Origin of the sequence: Actinomadura sp. NPDC000600 (genome assembly GCF_040492135.1) — a bacterium.
Taxonomy (GTDB): Bacteria; Actinomycetota; Actinomycetes; order Streptosporangiales; family Streptosporangiaceae; genus Spirillospora.
In genome coordinates this window covers 49,652-64,852 of the sequence record NZ_JBEUPD010000019.1, presented here as the reverse complement: position 1 = coordinate 64,852, position 15,201 = coordinate 49,652, and the positions used below count along the sequence as shown (strand labels likewise).

16 protein-coding genes are annotated in these 15,201 nt (G+C 73.0%); 8 read left to right on the top strand and 8 right to left on the bottom strand.

Translation table 11 applies throughout. The features are described from left to right. Window positions 1-98 precede the first annotated feature (98 nt). Window positions 99-848 (top strand): ribonuclease HII, encoded by a 750-nt coding sequence (gene rnhB, locus ABWI07_RS26055; protein WP_353820132.1) that lies wholly within the window; start codon window positions 99-101, stop codon window positions 846-848. 76 nt (window positions 849-924) lie between these two features. Next, window positions 925-1,557: an HhH-GDP family DNA glycosylase gene (locus tag ABWI07_RS26050; RefSeq protein ID WP_149262124.1), complete on the top strand. Its 633-nt coding sequence runs from the start codon at window positions 925-927 to the stop codon at window positions 1,555-1,557. A gap of 16 nt (window positions 1,558-1,573) precedes the next feature. Here ABWI07_RS26050 and ABWI07_RS26045 read toward each other — a convergent pair whose 3' ends face one another. The 3 genes from ABWI07_RS26045 to ABWI07_RS26035 form a co-directional block, all read right to left on the bottom strand. Beyond that, a complete protein-coding gene (locus ABWI07_RS26045; protein WP_149262123.1) occupies window positions 1,574-2,236 on the bottom strand; it encodes a nitroreductase family protein in 663 nt (220 codons plus the stop codon). Between the two features lie 95 nt (window positions 2,237-2,331). Beyond that, window positions 2,332-3,825, bottom strand: a complete 1,494-nt coding sequence (locus tag ABWI07_RS26040) for a TerD family protein (RefSeq protein ID WP_353820093.1) — start codon at window positions 3,823-3,825, stop codon at window positions 2,332-2,334. 118 nt (window positions 3,826-3,943) lie between these two features. Next, complete coding sequence (locus tag ABWI07_RS26035) at window positions 3,944-4,579, bottom strand: TetR/AcrR family transcriptional regulator (RefSeq protein ID WP_353820092.1); 636 nt, start codon at window positions 4,577-4,579, stop codon at window positions 3,944-3,946. Between the two features lie 121 nt (window positions 4,580-4,700). On the opposite strand from ABWI07_RS26035, the gene ABWI07_RS26030 reads away from it, so the two are divergent. Then, window positions 4,701-6,125 (top strand): MFS transporter, encoded by a 1,425-nt coding sequence (locus ABWI07_RS26030; protein ID WP_149262120.1) that lies wholly within the window; start codon window positions 4,701-4,703, stop codon window positions 6,123-6,125. Window positions 6,126-6,230: 105 nt separating this feature from the next. Here the strand turns inward: ABWI07_RS26030 and lplAB are convergent, their stop codons facing one another. Continuing rightward, window positions 6,231-7,280 (bottom strand): lipoate-protein ligase LplAB, encoded by a 1,050-nt coding sequence (gene lplAB, locus ABWI07_RS26025; RefSeq protein ID WP_149262119.1) that lies wholly within the window; start codon window positions 7,278-7,280, stop codon window positions 6,231-6,233. A 103-nt stretch (window positions 7,281-7,383) separates the two neighbouring features. On the opposite strand from lplAB, the gene ABWI07_RS26020 reads away from it, so the two are divergent. From ABWI07_RS26020 to ABWI07_RS26010, 3 genes are all read left to right on the top strand, one after another. After that, the gene (locus ABWI07_RS26020; RefSeq protein WP_235037123.1) at window positions 7,384-7,719 is read left to right on the top strand and encodes a winged helix-turn-helix transcriptional regulator; all 336 of its coding nucleotides are present in this window, start codon (window positions 7,384-7,386) and stop codon (window positions 7,717-7,719) included. Window positions 7,720-7,793: 74 nt separating this feature from the next. Next, the gene (locus tag ABWI07_RS26015) at window positions 7,794-8,342 is read left to right on the top strand and encodes a carboxymuconolactone decarboxylase family protein (protein ID WP_149262118.1); all 549 of its coding nucleotides are present in this window, start codon (window positions 7,794-7,796) and stop codon (window positions 8,340-8,342) included. A gap of 183 nt (window positions 8,343-8,525) precedes the next feature. Then, on the top strand, window positions 8,526-9,491 hold the full coding sequence (locus tag ABWI07_RS26010; protein ID WP_353820091.1) for a pirin family protein: 966 nt from the start codon (window positions 8,526-8,528) through the stop codon (window positions 9,489-9,491). Between the two features lie 6 nt (window positions 9,492-9,497). Here the strand turns inward: ABWI07_RS26010 and ABWI07_RS26005 are convergent, their stop codons facing one another. The 3 genes from ABWI07_RS26005 to ABWI07_RS25995 form a co-directional block, all read right to left on the bottom strand. Next, window positions 9,498-10,466 carry a hypothetical protein gene (locus ABWI07_RS26005; RefSeq protein ID WP_353820090.1) on the bottom strand — a complete coding sequence of 323 codons (969 nt, stop codon included), beginning with the start codon at window positions 10,464-10,466 and terminating at the stop codon, window positions 9,498-9,500. An 80-nt stretch (window positions 10,467-10,546) separates the two neighbouring features. Then, window positions 10,547-11,710: an alpha/beta hydrolase gene (locus ABWI07_RS26000; RefSeq protein ID WP_353820089.1), complete on the bottom strand. Its 1,164-nt coding sequence runs from the start codon at window positions 11,708-11,710 to the stop codon at window positions 10,547-10,549. 118 nt (window positions 11,711-11,828) lie between these two features. Further along, window positions 11,829-12,731, bottom strand: a complete 903-nt coding sequence (locus tag ABWI07_RS25995) for a LysR family transcriptional regulator (RefSeq protein ID WP_353820088.1) — start codon at window positions 12,729-12,731, stop codon at window positions 11,829-11,831. A 150-nt stretch (window positions 12,732-12,881) separates the two neighbouring features. Between ABWI07_RS25995 and ABWI07_RS25990 the strand changes: the two genes are divergently transcribed. Continuing rightward, a complete protein-coding gene (locus ABWI07_RS25990; RefSeq protein WP_353820087.1) occupies window positions 12,882-13,769 on the top strand; it encodes a serine hydrolase in 888 nt (295 codons plus the stop codon). Between the two features lie 97 nt (window positions 13,770-13,866). Beyond that, window positions 13,867-14,559 carry a DoxX family protein gene (locus tag ABWI07_RS25985; protein WP_353820086.1) on the top strand — a complete coding sequence of 231 codons (693 nt, stop codon included), beginning with the start codon at window positions 13,867-13,869 and terminating at the stop codon, window positions 14,557-14,559. 86 nt (window positions 14,560-14,645) lie between these two features. On the opposite strand, the gene ABWI07_RS25980 is transcribed toward ABWI07_RS25985, so the two are convergent. Further along, window positions 14,646-15,197 carry a hypothetical protein gene (locus tag ABWI07_RS25980; RefSeq protein WP_353820085.1) on the bottom strand — a complete coding sequence of 184 codons (552 nt, stop codon included), beginning with the start codon at window positions 15,195-15,197 and terminating at the stop codon, window positions 14,646-14,648. Window positions 15,198-15,201 lie beyond the last annotated feature (4 nt).

Here is a 15,201-nt window from a genome sequence, read left to right as displayed (position 1 = left end):
TCCGGCCACGGGGAGTGGTGCGGCCCTACGATCGGTGACGCAGGTCGTCCGCCGTCCAAGGAGCCCCCTTGACCGACTCCACCGGTGCCTTCCCCGGGCTGGTCCCCTCCCCCGCCGCCGCCACGGGCGTCGCGCGTGCCGCGGGCTACGAGATCGAGGAGGAGCTGCGGGCCGCGCCGTCCGGAAGCGGCCGCCCTCTTGTCATCGCGGGGGTGGACGAGGTGGGGCGCGGCGCGTGGGCGGGCCCCGTCGTGGTGTGCGCGGCGGTCACCGACCTGAGCCCGCCCCCCGTCGTGCCGGGACGCGGGAAGAAGGCGATCGCGCTGACCGACTCCAAGCTCCTCACCGAGGCCCATCGCGAGTCGTTCGCCGGGATCCTTCCCGGCTGGCTTGCGGGGCACGCCATAGGCGCGGCCGGCCCTGAGGAGATCGACGAGGTGGGGATGACAGCCGCGCTGCGGCGCGCCGCCATCCGCGCGTTGGAGTCGCTGCCCGTCCGGCCCGATGTGGTCATCCTCGACGGCAAGCACGACTTCCTCAGCCGCCCCTGGCGGGTCCGGTGCGAAGTCAAGGCGGACCAGAGGTCGGTCACGGTCGCGGCCGCGTCCGTGTTGGCGAAGGTCCACCGCGACCGGCTCATGGCGGAACTGGACGGCGAGTTCCCGGGTTACGGGTTCGCCGACAGTGCCGGGTACCCCTCGCCCGTCCATCAGAAGGCCCTGGAGGAGCACGGTCCCACGCCGCACCACCGGCTGTCGTGGTCCTACCTGGACGACCTCCCCCGCTGGCGCCACATGAAGAAGCACCGCGACCCGCTCGCCGGGGAAGGGCAGCTCAGCCTGCTGTGAGCCGGCTCCCCGCATGCGGGCGCATGAGTCATCTCCGGCGGCCGGGGTAGAGCGGCCGACACGGGAGGTGCATGCCATGGATGCCGTCGTCAGGAAGCTGCTGCGGGAGTCCGGCGAGACGTTCGCCGAAGAGGCCGGCATAACCCTGAAGGACCAGCCCGCTCCGCTGTTCAAGCTGCTCGTCCTCGCCAACCTGCTGAGCGCCAGGATCTCCTCCGACATCGCCCTCGCCGCCGCCCGCGAGCTGTTCGCGGCCGGGGGCGGCACGGCACGCGGCATGGGCAGGCTGACCTGGCAGGAGCGCGTCGACGCGCTCGGTCGGGGGCACTACGTCCGCTACGACGAGAGCACCGCGTCCCGCCTGGGCGACATGGCGGAGATCGTCGAGGACAGGTACAAGGGCGACCTGCGGCGCCTCGCCATCGAGGCCGGACGCGACACAGGGAAGGCGGCGGAGCTGCTGCGGGAGTTCCCCGGCATCGGCCCCACCGGGGTGGACATCTTCTGCCGCGAGGCGCAGGCCATCTGGCCGTGGCTCCGCCCCTACGTCGACGGCCAGGTGAAGAAGGGCGCCGAACGGCTCGGCCTGCCCGCCGACGGCGAGGAGCTCGCCTCCAAGGTGCCGGAGAAGGACATGGCGCGGCTCAGCGCGGCGCTGGTGAAGGTGGCCCGGGACAAGAAGCTCGCCGAGCACCTGAAGGCCGCGTAGGCGCCGGGCGCACGCGTCACGTCCAGACGGCGACCTCGTCCATCTGCTTGCGGGCGATGTCGGGCACCATCGCGTCGTCCGCGGGATAGCCGACGGGGATCACCACGTATGCGCGTTCCTCCTGCGGACGGTCGCAGACCTCGTTCAAGAAGCGCATGGGGCTGGGAGTGTGCGTGAGGGTCGCCAGGCCCGCCTGGTGGAGGCCTGCCAACAGGAACCCCACGGCGATGCCCACGGACTCCTTCACGTAGTACGGACGCGGAGTCTCCGGCCCCTTGTGCACCTCGAAGACGACGATGACGGCGGAGGCGTCCTCCAGGAACGGCTTGCGCCAGTCGGTGCCCAGCGGAGCGAGCGCGTCCAGCCACTCCCGCGAAGCGCGCCTTTCGTAGAACTCCCGCTCCTCCCGCTCGGCGGCGTCCCTGAGCAGCCGCTTGCGCTCCGGATCGGTGACCACCACGAACCGCCACGGCTGGAGGTTCGCCCCGCTGGGCGCCGTCGCCGCCGCCCGGATCGCGTGCTCGATGACGCCGCGGGGCACGGGACGTTCGGAGAAGTCGCGGACGGTGCGGCGCAACGCCATCGTGTCGGCGAACGCCCGGACCCGCTCGACCGACTCCTCGGGCGGAACGTCGAAACGGGGCGCGGGTACTACGGGGTACTGCCGCTGGGTGCTCATGCGACCGTTCCTACCGCCGGGGCCGAGCCCGGGACAATCGGCAGGATCAGCCAACGTTCCGGGCCCGTTCCGGCACTCCCCGCGCCGCGGGGCGCTCAGTCCTTGCCGCGCGAGGCGACCCACTCCAGGTTCCAGCCGTACGCCTGGTCGACCGTCATCTTGCCCCAGCGCGGACGGCCGGGCGGCGGAAGGACGAACCGGCCCTCGCGGCGGACGACCAGTTCCCCGTTCACGTTCTCGATGAGCGCCAGGACCGCGTCGCGGGAGGCGTCCATGCAGTCGTCCATCCGCATGTCGATCGGCGGCGCGCCCACCGGGAACAGCGTGGCGACGGCGTTCAGGCCGCGGAAGTCGTCGGCGCCGTCGTAGATCTCGGCGAACACCAGGATCCGCTTGAACTCGGCCGTGTGGTCGAGGTTGATGTGGAGGTTCTCCCCCGACTCGATCGCGCCGGTGCGGTCGTCCTTGTCGAGCTGGATGTAGGGCGGGCGGTCGAGGGCGCCCATGTCGCCGAGGGCGTGGATGATGCCCTTCCGCCCGTCCTTCAGCTCCCACAGGCAGCACAGGTCGAGGTCGAGGTCGACGCCGCGTCGGCGCTTGCCGAGGCGCCCCTTGGCGGCGCCCTCACGCGCGGTCCAGTTGAGGTTGACCCGCATGTGGCCGCCCCGCGCGCCGTGCTTGGTGAGCGACACCGACGGCGCGTTCTTCGTCAGGGAGACCGTTCCGCCCGCCTGGGGCTGTGGGGCCGCCCCCTGCGGAGGCGGCGGCGCGTACTGCCCGGGCGGGGGCGCGTACTGGCCGGGAGGCGGGGCGTACTGGTTCCCCGGCTGCGGCGAGTACTGCCCTGGAATCGGCGGCGGAGGCGCGTACTGCCCGGGCGGAGGCGGGTACTGGCCGGGCTGCGGGGCGTACTGCTGGCCGGGCGGAGGGGGCGGCGGCGTGTACTGGCCGGGAGGCGGCGGAACATACTGCCCGCCGGGGGGCGCGTACTGCTCCTGCGGCGCGGGCTGCGCCGGCGGGGGCGGGGCCTGCGGCTGCGGGGGCGCGGGCGGCGCCGCCTGGCCCGGGTCGTCGACGCTGATGCCGAAGTCGGTGGCCAGCCCGGCGAGCCCGGAGTCGTAGCCCTGGCCGATCGCACGGAACTTCCACGCGCCCTGCCTGCGGTAGAGCTCGCCGAGGACGAACGCCGTCTCGGTGGTGGCGCCCTGGCTCTCGAACCGGGCGACCTCCGTCCCGGCGGCGGCGTCCACCACCCGCACGTACAAACCCTGGAACTGGGAGAACGTCCCGCCGTCCGAGGACGCGGCAATGACGATCTTGTCGATGGCGGGCTCGACCCGGTTCAGGTCGACCGCCAGGACGTCGAGGACGGTCGGCCCCTGCCGCTTGCCCTCGTGCCGGACCGCGCCCGACCCGTGCACCGGCTGGTTGTAGAAGACGAAGTCGTCATCCGACCGCACACGGCCCGTCTCCGCGACCAGGAGCGCCGAGGCGTCCGCGTCAGGCACGCCGGGCCCGCTCTGCCACCCGAGTTCGACCCGCACCGAGGGAACCGGAACCGCCGTGTTGGCGCCCTTCTGCATCGACATAACGCTCCTCGTCATCGACCGTTGCCACCAACCTAGAGGCAGTCGCCCGGCCCCGCGACTGCCATGAGAGGAGGACGCACGGCGGCACCGGGGAGTTCCGCTCCCCGGCGGCGCGGCCTCACCCGGACGAGTCGGTGGGCGGCGCGCCGGGAAGCGGAGCGGGCTCGGGCGTGCGCAGGCCGTCCAGGACGATCCGCAGATTGCGGTCCCACTGCTGGTCGCCTGCCCGCAGGCCCACCGTCTGGTCGCCGGTGGAGACCGAGACCAGCAGGAACGCGACGTCCTGCCAGGTGACGTCCGCGCGCATGGCGCCGGCGCCCTGGGCCCGCTCCACGAGAAGCCGGATGCGCTCGCGCAGTTCCGCGCGCGCGTGGTCGATGCCGCCGCCCAGCGTGTGGTTGATGTCGCAGAGTTCGTTGCGCAGCCGGGTGTAGGAGGCCGCGAAGTCGCAGAAGCCCTGCCAGGGGTCGGTATCGGCGAGCCCCTCGTCGCCCTTGGCGACGATCTCGCCGAGCACCTCCGCGAGGACCGCCTCGAGCAGCGCCTCCAGCGTGCTGACGCGCCGGTAGAACGTCCCCACGCCCACTCCCGCGCGGCGCGCGATCTCGTGGGCCGTGACCTCGCCGCCGCTCTCGACGGCCGCCTCGCGCGCCGCCGCGACGAGACGTTCCACGTTGCGCCGGGCGTCGGCCCGCGGGCGGCGGCCCGTGCCGTCGTCCAGCAGGCGGTCCACGGCGCTCCTGGTACCGCTCATGAACCGGATTCTAACCACAACCGGACGCCTTCCGTCCGATTTAAGTGGACAGCTCGCGTCCGCTTGCGCTAGCTTCGCCGAAGCGGACGCGACTGGTCCGCTTTCGACGAAGGGACTGATCATGGCATCCGGACCCGGAGGCTCCCCCGCCATGAAGATCACCGCGCTCGCCGCGGGCTTCGTGCTGGCGAGTGTGGACGCCACGGTCATGCAGATCGCCGGGGCGACCGTCCAGGACCGCCTGCACGCCCCGCTGAGCCGCCTCACCTGGGCCGTCGACGGCTATGTGCTCACGTTCGCGGCCCTGCTGATGCTGGCCGGCGGGCTCGCCGGGCGGCTCGGCGCCCGGCGGGTCTACCTGTGGGGCATGGCGGTGTTCCTGACCGCCTCGCTGGGCGCCGCGCTCGCCCCGACGATCGAGGTCCTCATCGCGGCCCGGCTCGTCCAGGGCGCCGGCGCCGCGCTGTTCATGCCGAGCTCGCTGGCACTGCTGGTCGAGGCCTTCCCCGATCCGCGGCGCCGGGCCCGCGTGCTCGGCCTGTGGTCGGCGATCGTCTCGTCCTCCGTCGCCCTGGGGCCCACCGCCGGCGGCGTCGTGGTCGGCACGCTCGGCTGGCGCGCCATCTTCCTGATCAACGTGCCGCTCGCGCTCGCGGGCATGGCCCTGGCCCGCCGCTTCATCGCCCCCGTCCCCGGCCGCCCCGTCCCGCTCGCCGTCCCCGGGCACGCCGCACTGGTCGCGGGCCTCGGCGCGCTCAGCTTCGCGCTGATCGAGGGCCCGCACCGCGGCTGGACCTCTCCCCCGGTCCTCGCCGCGATCGCCGTGGCGCTGGGCACCGCCGCCCTCCTGCCTCTGCGGGAGCGCCGCGCCCGGAGCACCGTGATGCCGTGGCGGCTGTTCCGCGGCCCGCGCTTCGCCGGCGCGAACACCGTGGGCTTCCTGTTCAACGCCGCCTTCTTCGGGACGCTGTTCCTGGTCGGCCTGTACTTCCAGCACGGCGGCGGCGCCGGTCCGGTCAAGGCGGGCCTGATGGTCCTCCCGCTGACCGTCTTCATCCCGCTCAGCAACCTGGCCTTCGCGCACCTGTCCGCGCGGGTCCCGACCGGCCTGCTGCTGATCGGTTCCCTCCTGCTCGCCGCCGCGTCCTCTCTCGCCCTGGCCACGATCGGCCCGTCCACCCCCTACTGGACGACCGCGGCCGCCCTGGCCGCGGCCGGCATCGCGGGCGGCGTCACCTCCCCCGCCATGACGGCCGTCATGGTCGACGCCGCGGGCCCCGGCAACGGCGGCGTGGCCGGCTCCGTCCTCAACACGGGCCGCCAGATAGGCACGCTCATCGGCATCGCGGCCATCGGCGCCGTCCTCGGCGCGTCCACCGACTGGACGACCGGCGCCACCGTCTCGTTCGCGCTGATCGGCGCCGCCTACCTCGCCGCCGCACTGGCCGCCTGGCGCCTCATCGCCCGTCCCGAGCGAACCGAACGGCGCGAACACCGCGCCGTCCCAGAACCGGCCGCCGCCTGCTCCCACACCCGGACCGCCTGAGGACCCGGCTGCTCAGGCCGACCACTACGGCCCACGGGGACAACCCACAGCCTCACCCCCAGGAGACCCGGCTTGTGGAATGAGACCGAGAGGGTCACAAGCGAATCAGGGGACTCGGGCGGTCCAGGCGGAGGTGGAGAACTTGTCGGTCACGTACTTCTGGGCGAGGCGCAGCTCGTCGTCCGTCACCCGGTCGTCGGAGAGGCCGTAGCGGCCGCGGAAGTGGGCGATCATGCGGTCGATGATCTCTTCGCGAGGCAGGCCCGTCTGGCGGCGGAGCGGGTCCACGCGCTTGTTCGCACTCGCGATGCCCTTGTCGGAGATCTTCTCCCGGCCGATGCGGAGCACCTTCAGCATCTTGTCCGCGTCGATGTCGTAGGCCATGGTCACGTGGTGCAGCACCGCGCCCGCGGCGAGCCGCTTCTGGGCGGCGCCGGCGATCTTGCCGTGGTCGGAGGTGATGTCGTTCAGCGGCTGGTACCAGGCCCTGATCCCGAGCTCGCCGAGCGCGCCCAGCACCCAGTCGTCGAGGAACGCGTAGCTCTCGGCGAAGGACATCCCCGCCACCAGGCTCTCCGGCGCGTAGAGCGAGTAGGTGATGGTGTTGCCGGGCTCGATGAACATCGCGCCGCCGCCGCTGATCCGGCGGACCACCTCCACGCCGTGGCGCGCGGCCTCCTCGGCGTCGACCTCGTTGCGCAGCGACTGGAAGCTGCCGATGACCACCGCCGGCGACGCCCACTCCCACACCCGCAGCGTGGGCGGGCGCCGTCCCGCGCCGACCTCCTCGGCGATGACCTGGTCGAGGGCCATGTGCAGGGCCGGCTCCTGCGGCGGCTCGTGGATCAGCCGCCAGTCGTGCTCGCGCCAGTCGGACGCGCGCGTGACGGCCCGCCGCACCGCGATCCCCACGGCCTCGGCGGTGATGCCGAGCATCACCGTGTCGCGCGGGAGGGCCGCCTGGACGCGGGCGCCGAGCGCCCGGGCGTCGAGCCCGGCCGGCAGCCCGTCCAGGGCCGCATTGATCGTTTCGAGGGCGCCGTCCGGCTCCAGGAAGAAGTCGCCGCTGATCCGCGGGCCGCGCAGCAGCCCGTCCACGACCTCGACGTCGGCGACGACCAGCTTCCCGCCGGGGACCTTGTACTCACCGTGCATCACGTAGGACTGAACCCCGCGGCCGCGCCCGCGATTCCACCGCGTGCGGGCTGGGGTGCGGCGGCTCCGGCTAGGGTTCCGGGAACCGACCGCTGGAGGGGGCATGCCGAGACCGGGAACGCCGGTGCGCGGCTCGACCGGCGGCCGCCCGCTCATGGCGGCCCTCGACCTGTTCGGCCGCCGCTGGACGCTGCGCATCATCTGGGAGCTCCAGGACGCGCCCCTCGGATTCCGTCCCCTCCAGCAGCGCTGCGACGCCATGTCGTCCAGCGTCCTGCGGCAGCGGCTCCTCGAACTGATCGACGCGGGCCTCGTCCACCAGACGCCCGAGAACCTGTACGCCCTGACCGGACTGGGCCGCGACGCCCGCGAGGCGCTCGGCCCCCTGTCGCGATGGTCCGACCGGTGGGCCGCCGCCCTGGAGGAACCCCCCGCGTGACGGGTGCCACCCCTTGTGCTTCTGTTTCAGAAGCGCCAGACTGCTTCTGAATTCGAAGCACATCGGAGGCCGCCATGCCGCGCATCGCACCGCTCGACCCCCCGTACACCCCCGACATCGCCGCCGCCCTCGCCAAGTGGATGCCGCCGGACGTCGCGCACGAGCCGCTGGTCCTGTTCCGCACCCTGCACCGGAACCCCGAACTGGCGTCGCGCATGCGCGTGCTCGGCGCCGGCCTGCTCGGCCACGGCCGCCTGCCCCTCCGGGACCGCGAGATCGTCATCGACCGCACCTGCGCACGCGCCGGCTGCGAATACGAGTGGGGCGTCCACACCGCGGCGTTCGCCGAGGCCGCCGGGCTCGACCCGGAGCAGATCGGGGCGACCGTGTCCGGCGACCCCGCCCCCTGGTCGCCGAAGGAGCGCCTCCTGATCAGCGCGGTCGACGAACTCCACGACTCGGCCCGCATAACGCGCCCGACATGGGACGCCCTCGCCGACCACTACGACGAGCCCCAACTACTCGAACTCCTGGCGCTAGCCGGCTGGTACCGCACCATCAGCCAACTCATCAACACCCTGGAACTCGACAACGAGCCCTGGGCCCCCCACTTCCCCACCTGAGGACCTCAACGAGCGGCCCGGCAACCACCCGGTGAGCCGGGCGAGGGCGCGGGCCGGGGACGCGGGTTGGGGGCACGGAGCGCGGGCCGGAAGCACGGAGCGCGGGTTGGGGGTGTGGGCGCGGGGCGCGGGTCGGGGTGTGGATGGCATCGTGGGGGGACAGCGTCTCAGGAGGGGGTCCGGGTGAGCAATCTCGACGTCAAGCCGAAGCCGGTCGAGTGCGGGGGCCGGGAGGAGGTTCCGGGAGGCCCGGTCCACGAGCTGCTGCCGCCGCGGCGGGTGCCGCTCGGCGAGAGCACGGTCGTCCGGCGGCTGCTGCCCAGCCTGGGGCGGCGGATGGTCGGCGCCTGGTGCTTCGTCGACCACTACGGACCGGACGACATCACCGACGAACCCGGCATGCAGGTGCCGCCCCACCCCCACATCGGGCTGCAGACGGTGAGCTGGCTGCACGGCGGTGAGGTGCTGCACCGCGACAGCCTCGGCAGCCTGCAGACCGTCCGGCCGAAGGAGCTCGGGCTGATGACGTCCGGACGGGCCATCGCGCATTCGGAGGAGTCGCCGCGCGGGCACGGCCCCGTCCTGCACGGCGCCCAGCTCTGGGTGGCGCTGCCCGATTCGGACAGGTACACGGACCCGGCATTCGAGCACCACGCCGACCTGCCCGTCGTGGACGGTCCGGGGTTCAGCGCCACCGTGATCCTCGGGGAACTGGACGGCGCCGCGTCGCCCGGCACGGTCTTCACGCCCATCGTCGGGGCGGACATCGCCCTGGCGGACGGCGCCGACGTGGGCCTGCCGGTCGAACCGGACTTCGAGTACGCCGCGCTCACGATGTCCGGCGTCACGGAGGTCGACGGGATGCGCGTGGAGCCCGGATCGATGCTGTACCTGGGATCCGGCCGCCGCGAACTGCCGCTGAGGGCCGACGGCGCGAGCGGTCTCGTGCTGCTCGGCGGCGAGCCGTTCGAGGAGAAGCTCGTCATGTGGTGGAACTTCGTCGCCCGGACGGGAGAGGAGATCGCCCGCGCCCGCGAGGACTGGATGGGCGGCGACCGCTTCGGCACCGTGCGCGGCTACGACGGCGCGCCCATCCCGGCGCCCGCCATGCCCGCGACGCCCCTCAAGCCCCGAGGCCGGACGCGCTGAGCGGGCTCACCCCCGCCCGGCGGCCGGGGTGCCGGCGGCGCGCAGGGAGTCCAGGAGCGTGCTCAGCATCAGGACGCCGCCCGCGACGGCGAGGGCGTTGAGGACGATCGCGACCGCCGGGTACTCGGCGGTCGCGTAGCCGCCCGGACGAAGGAGCGCCACCGCGAGCTTCCAGCCGCCCCACGCGAAGAGGGAGCCCGACGCGGTGAACCCCAGGGCGGTCGGAAGCCAGGCGGGCAGGTCCGAGCGCGCGGAGGCGACGGCCAGGACGCTCCAGGCGCCGAGCACGGTCCAGAGCGCCGAATCGCCCAGCAGGAGCCGGGTGTTCAGGTCGAGGAGGTCGTGGTGTGCGGGGTCGAGGCCGAGTCCTCCACCCGCGGCCCACACGGCCCACACGGCGGTCGGCGCAGCGCTGAGGAGGGCGGCGGCGCGTGCACGGCGAACGGCGGTCCTCCTCCGGTCGGCGAGGCGTCCCAGGAAGGCGGCCGGCCACCTTTCCCTCATGTAGATGGGAAGGGCGATGGCGAGGCCGATGGCCATGCCGGTGAATCCGATGCCGATGAGAGCCATCTCCCAGGACGGTGCCACGTCGCCGCCGTCCCCGCCGGTGTCCTCCTTACCGGCGCCGAGGACGGAGCCGACCAGCGTGTAGGGCAGGAGCGGGATCAGGAAACCGCTGCTCACCCACGTGAAGAAGACCAGCGGCGCGGCCGGGATCCGCCACTTCCCGCCCCGGGCCAAGACGAGCCCCAGCACGATCCCGGTCGCGGACATGCCGACCGTCACCGCGTTGAGCACGATCCAGTCCGCGCCGCCGAAATCCGCCGGCACGTGGCCCAGCGCCGCCGCCGCTATCCACACGACCTTGACCACCAGGTACAGCGACAGCGACGCGGCTGCGCCGTACCCGCCGACCCGTCGGGCCGTGTCCCACCTCGTCCCGATCGCTCCGGACGCATCAGGCGATCCCGTCATGATCGGAGCCTGCCGTCCGCCGACCCGGCACCGGCTCCCCCGTGCGGGCCGTCCGCCTCCCCCGCTCGGCGGAGAAGGCCCTAGCGGTCGGCCGGGAGGAACTCGTCGAGCGCCGCCGCGACCAGGTCGGGACGTTCGAGGGTCTGCATGTGCGGAGTGCCGGGAAGCTCCTGGTAGGTCGAGCCCGGGATGCGCTCGGCGATGCCGGACATGATCTCCGGGGTCGTCGAGGCGTCCAGTTCGCCCGCGAGAACCAGGGTCGGGAAGTCCTTCCCGGTGATGCGGCCCTGCACGTCCACGCCCTTGAAGGCCCGCCAGGACGCGGCCCAGTCGGCGGAGTCGAAGCGCCGGATGTGCTCCCGCGCGTACCGGACGCCCCAGATGTCGGTGGCAAGCGCGGCGGGCGTGAACCAGCGCGTCAGGGTGGGGACGATCTGCGCCTCCATGCCGTCGGTCTCACCGGAGCGGGCGCGGTCCTCGAAGGCGTCGAAGGCGTGGTCGGTGGTGGCGAGCAGGGCAAGCGAGGCGACACGGTCGGGTGCGCGGACGGCGGCGGTCTGGGCGATCCCACCGCCCATCGACAGGCCGACGACGTGCGCCCGCTCCACGTCGAACGCGTCGAGGACGCCGAGCAGGTCATCGGCGAGGTCGTCCATGCCGAACGGGCGGGGCGTCCCGGCGGCCAGGCCGTGTCCGCGGAAGTCGTAGGCGAGCACCCGCCGGCCGTGCGCGAGCCGCTCCATGACGGGCTCCCACATGCGCCAGTCCACGCCCAGCGAGTGCGAAAGGATCACAGTCGGCCCGTGGTCGCCCTTCTGCGCGACGACGGTCTCGTGGCCCGCCAGCGCGACGCGGTGCATCCGCGGCGGCTTCGGCACGCCCTGCTCCTCCAAGACCTCGTTGACGACGGCGAGCGCGTCCAGTGCGCGCGGAAAGCCGGCGTAGACCGAGATGTGCTCGCAGAGCGCGAGCAGCTCGGACGGCTCGACGCCCTGCCGCAGCGCTCCCCGCACGTGGCTCGCGAGTCGCCGCTCCGCCCCTCCCGCGGACGCGATGATGGCGACGGAGGCCAGCTCCCGCATCCGGCGGCTCAGTTCGGGGCGGGCCAGCGCACCGCCGAACGCGCCGTCCACGACCGCTTCGAACATCTGCGGGGAGGTCCGGAGCACCTCACCGAGCGCCTCCTCGGGTCGGCGCCCCATCAAGCCCTCGTACTCGCGCCGCCCCCGCTCACCACGGTCCATGTCGTCCTCCAAAAGTCGTTCTGTGGAACGCCCCCATCCTCGCCGCGCCATCCGTAAGACGTCCAAGACTTGATAGAGCTGATCGTCATATCCCAGCCCTATCACCGGCTTCGATCGGTCACGGTCCGACCGAGGCGAGGTCCGGACGGCGCGCGACGAAATCGATGAACGCGGCCAGCGCGGGGCTCGGGCGGCGCCCGGCGGGCCAGGCGAGGGACGGGGCCCAGGCCGCCGGTTCGGGGTCCAGGCGGACGACGCCCACCGGCCGGCCCGGCTCCTCGGCCACGGACCGGGGGACGACGGCCGCGGCCAGGCCCACGCTCGCCATGGCGCGGGCCGTGCTGTACTCCCGTGTCTCGTACCGGATGCGCGCCGTCGCGCCGGCGGCCGCCAGGGCCGACAGGATGATCTCGCGGATCGCCGAGCCCGGCGCATAGCAGACCAGGTCGGCACCGTCGAGAGCGGCGACGGGCACCCGGTACCGGCTCGCGAGCGGCGCGGAGACCGAGGTGATGAGGACGAGCGGCTCCTCACCGAGCGGCAGGGAGTCGAGCCGCCGCCCTTCCTCCTGCGGCAGCCGGACGAGGGTCGCCGCGTCGAGATGCCCGCCGGCGAGGCCCGCGACCATCTCCTCGGTGTTCATCTCCCGCAGTTCCACGTCGACCGCCGGGAACTCCTCGGCGAACTCCACCAGCAGGCGCGCCAGCCGGGCCGTCAGGCCGCGCGCTCCGCCGAGGCGGATCCGGCCCCGCGTCCCCTCCGCCCAGCCGCGCATCTCGTCCTCGACCGCCGCGATGTCGGCCAGGATCCGCTCGGCGTGCTCCAGCAGCGCCGCCCCGGCCGGAGTCAGCTCCACCCGGTGGTTGTCGCGCTCGAACAGGGTGACGCCGAGCTGCCGCTCCAGCTTGCGGATCTGCTGGGACAGCGCGGGCTGCGCGATCCGCAGCGCCTCCGCCGCACGCGTGAAGTGCAGCTCGCGCGCCACCGCCCTGAAGTACTCCAGCTGCCGAGAAGCCATCATGCGAGCATCTTCTCACTCTGCTCTCGGTCATTAGCTGCACGTCTTACTCGCATACAAAGGCGAGCCCGCACCGCACGAACGGGGTTAACAGAGGGGTAACGGCGGGCTCACGACACTCCCGATCATGGATTCCGACGCAGGACGGCGTCGATGAGACGGGCGGTGCTCCTCGTCGGCGCGACGCTCGCCGCCGCCGCGATACTCATGGCCGGCTCCACGGCGTACGTCTACGAACCCCCTACCGTCCCAACGGTGACCGCGACGCCCCCGACTCCCAGGCGGCCCCCGACGACGCCCGCCTTCACCCGGTCCGAGCGCGAGGAACTCACCCGCGCGCTCCGCCGCCGGCTGGACGACAGGGCCGACGACCTGGCGATATCGGTGCGCGACCTGTCCACCGGCCTCGCGTACTCCTACGGCGGGAGCCTGCGGACGGCGACGGCCAGCATCGTCAAAGTCGACCTCGTCATGGCGCTGCTCCTCCAGGCGCAGCGCGAGGAGCGCTCCCTCACGTCCGCCGAGAAAGCCCTGGCCGAACGTGCGATCACGGTCAGCGACAACGACGCCGCCAGCGCGCTGTGGCGCGCCATCGGCGGCGCGCACGGCCTGGCTTCCGCCAACAGGAAGCTGGGCCTGCGCGACACAGAACCGGGCGCGGGTGGCTCCTGGGGTTCGACGACGACGAGCGCCGCCGACCAGATCCGCCTGCTGAGCGCCCTGACGTCCGCGGACAGCCCGCTCGGTTCCGCAGGCCGCCGCTACGTCCGCCGGCTCATGGGGGACGTGACGCCGGAACAGGCGTGGGGCGTCAGCGCGGCCGGAACCGGCGCCGAACTGAAGAACGGATGGCTGCCCCGCGAGAAGCACGGCGGCGCCTGGACGGTCAACAGCATTGGCATCGTCGAGGTCGGAGACCACACCTTCCTCCTCGCCGCCCTCTCCGAGCGCGGCGCGACCCTGCGCGGCGGCATCGAGGACGTCGAGCACGCCTGCAAAACCGTCGCAACGGCCCTCGCCCGCGCCTCCATCGAAACCTGAGCGGCCCGTTCACCTGCGATGTTCGCGGGATCCGCGCCAGGGCCGTCATACTCTCCGTCGAACAGGGCCCGTCCCCCGCGCTGAAGGAGTCGCCGGCATGCGCACTCGGCCGCTGTACGACGTCGTCGCCCTCCTGGCGCGGCTCGGCGTGGGCATCGTCTTCATGGCGCACGGCTGGCAGAAGATCGAGGCGGGCGTCACCGCTACGAGCCGCTCGTTCGACGCCCTCGGCGTGCCGCTCCCGACGGCCGCCGCCGTCTACTCCGCCTTCGTCGAACTCCTGGGCGGGGCGGCGCTGATCGCCGGGCTCGGCCTCCCGGTCACCGGCGTGCTCCTCTTCCTCGACATGGCGGGCGCGTTCATCTTCGTCCACGCCGACAAGGGCCTGTTCATGGTGGACGGCAAAAGCGTCCAGAACGGCTACGAGCTGGTCGTCGCGCTCGGCTTGGCCGGCCTGCTGTTCGCCGCGGGGGGCGGCGGGCGCCTGACCGTCGACCAGTGGGTCATCGCGAAGCGCCTCCGCCGTCCCGCCGAGAAGGAGGACGAGGACGACGCGGCGAGCTTCGTGGAGTCGCTCCGCCAGGCCGAACTGAAGCCCGCGAAGAAGCCCCGCCGCTCCCCCAAGCCGCCCGCGGCCCCCGCCCCCGAGTCGTCCGGCGCCCCGGACAAGCCCGCCGACACGAGCGACGACGTGCTGGTGGCCGGCCGCCGCAAGCCCTCCCAGCGCCGCCGCACCTCGACCACCCAGCCGGCCAAGCCCCCCACCGGCGACACCGACCCGCCGGCCTGACGGCGGGCCGCGAACCAGGGAACCGCTCACGAGCGCACGATCCCCCGGCTCCGGACCTCGAGGCGGCCGGCCGCTCCCGGCACCGATCACCCGTCGAGCGCACCCCGGTCGCGCTCGACGGGTCTGCCCTCACGGTCGAAGGCCACGGCCTCGAACAGCGACGGCTGCGTCTCCGTGCGCCAGGGCAGGAGATCCAGGAAGTACCCGTTGGGTTGGACGGTGGTCTCATGGCTTCGGCCGTTCGCGAAGTCGAGACGAACCGCCGCCGCTTCCGGCCTGAACACGTGTCCGGCCGCGAACCAGCGGCCGCGCCGCAGCGTCTCCTCGATCACGATGAGCATGGGAGGCACGCCGGGCGGCCGTCCCTCGGCGCTGTCCCCTTGGGTGCTCCCCATCTCGTCTCCGCCGTCGGCCGGGACCTGGCGCAGGTAGACGAACGTCCCGCCGGCCTCGTTAGGGGCTTCCCACCACTCGACGGCATCCAGCTCGGGCGTCTGGAGCCTTGCCCTCAGGGCGGCCTGGTCGGTGATGACCCGGAACATCGGCGAGATGCGATCGAACTCGTCCTGAACGAGCTCGTCGCGGAACTTGCGGATGACGCCGGGGGGAATCGGGTCTGGGGGCATTGACGTGGTCATGACG

What these genes read in the sequence shown, in the direction of transcription:
- ABWI07_RS26035 (WP_353820092.1), bottom strand. Translation starts at nt 4,579, where the DNA reads ATGAGCGGTACCAGGAGCGCCGTGGACCGCCTGCTGGACGACGGCACG.
- ABWI07_RS26000 (WP_353820089.1), bottom strand. Translation starts at nt 11,710, where the DNA reads ATGGACCGTGGTGAGCGGGGGCGGCGCGAGTACGAGGGCTTGATGGGG.
- ABWI07_RS26020 (WP_235037123.1), top strand. Translation starts at nt 7,384, where the DNA reads ATGCCGAGACCGGGAACGCCGGTGCGCGGCTCGACCGGCGGCCGCCCG.
- ABWI07_RS26045 (WP_149262123.1), bottom strand. Translation starts at nt 2,236, where the DNA reads ATGAGCACCCAGCGGCAGTACCCCGTAGTACCCGCGCCCCGTTTCGAC.
- ABWI07_RS25990 (WP_353820087.1), top strand. Translation starts at nt 12,882, where the DNA reads ATGAGACGGGCGGTGCTCCTCGTCGGCGCGACGCTCGCCGCCGCCGCG.
- ABWI07_RS26030 (WP_149262120.1), top strand. Translation starts at nt 4,701, where the DNA reads ATGGCATCCGGACCCGGAGGCTCCCCCGCCATGAAGATCACCGCGCTC.
- ABWI07_RS26050 (WP_149262124.1), top strand. Translation starts at nt 925, where the DNA reads ATGGATGCCGTCGTCAGGAAGCTGCTGCGGGAGTCCGGCGAGACGTTC.
- ABWI07_RS25985 (WP_353820086.1), top strand. Translation starts at nt 13,867, where the DNA reads ATGCGCACTCGGCCGCTGTACGACGTCGTCGCCCTCCTGGCGCGGCTC.
- lplAB (WP_149262119.1), bottom strand. Translation starts at nt 7,280, where the DNA reads ATGCACGGTGAGTACAAGGTCCCCGGCGGGAAGCTGGTCGTCGCCGAC.
- ABWI07_RS25980 (WP_353820085.1), bottom strand. Translation starts at nt 15,197, where the DNA reads ATGACCACGTCAATGCCCCCAGACCCGATTCCCCCCGGCGTCATCCGC.
- ABWI07_RS26015 (WP_149262118.1), top strand. Translation starts at nt 7,794, where the DNA reads ATGCCGCGCATCGCACCGCTCGACCCCCCGTACACCCCCGACATCGCC.
- ABWI07_RS25995 (WP_353820088.1), bottom strand. Translation starts at nt 12,731, where the DNA reads ATGATGGCTTCTCGGCAGCTGGAGTACTTCAGGGCGGTGGCGCGCGAG.
- ABWI07_RS26040 (WP_353820093.1), bottom strand. Translation starts at nt 3,825, where the DNA reads ATGTCGATGCAGAAGGGCGCCAACACGGCGGTTCCGGTTCCCTCGGTG.
- ABWI07_RS26005 (WP_353820090.1), bottom strand. Translation starts at nt 10,466, where the DNA reads ATGACGGGATCGCCTGATGCGTCCGGAGCGATCGGGACGAGGTGGGAC.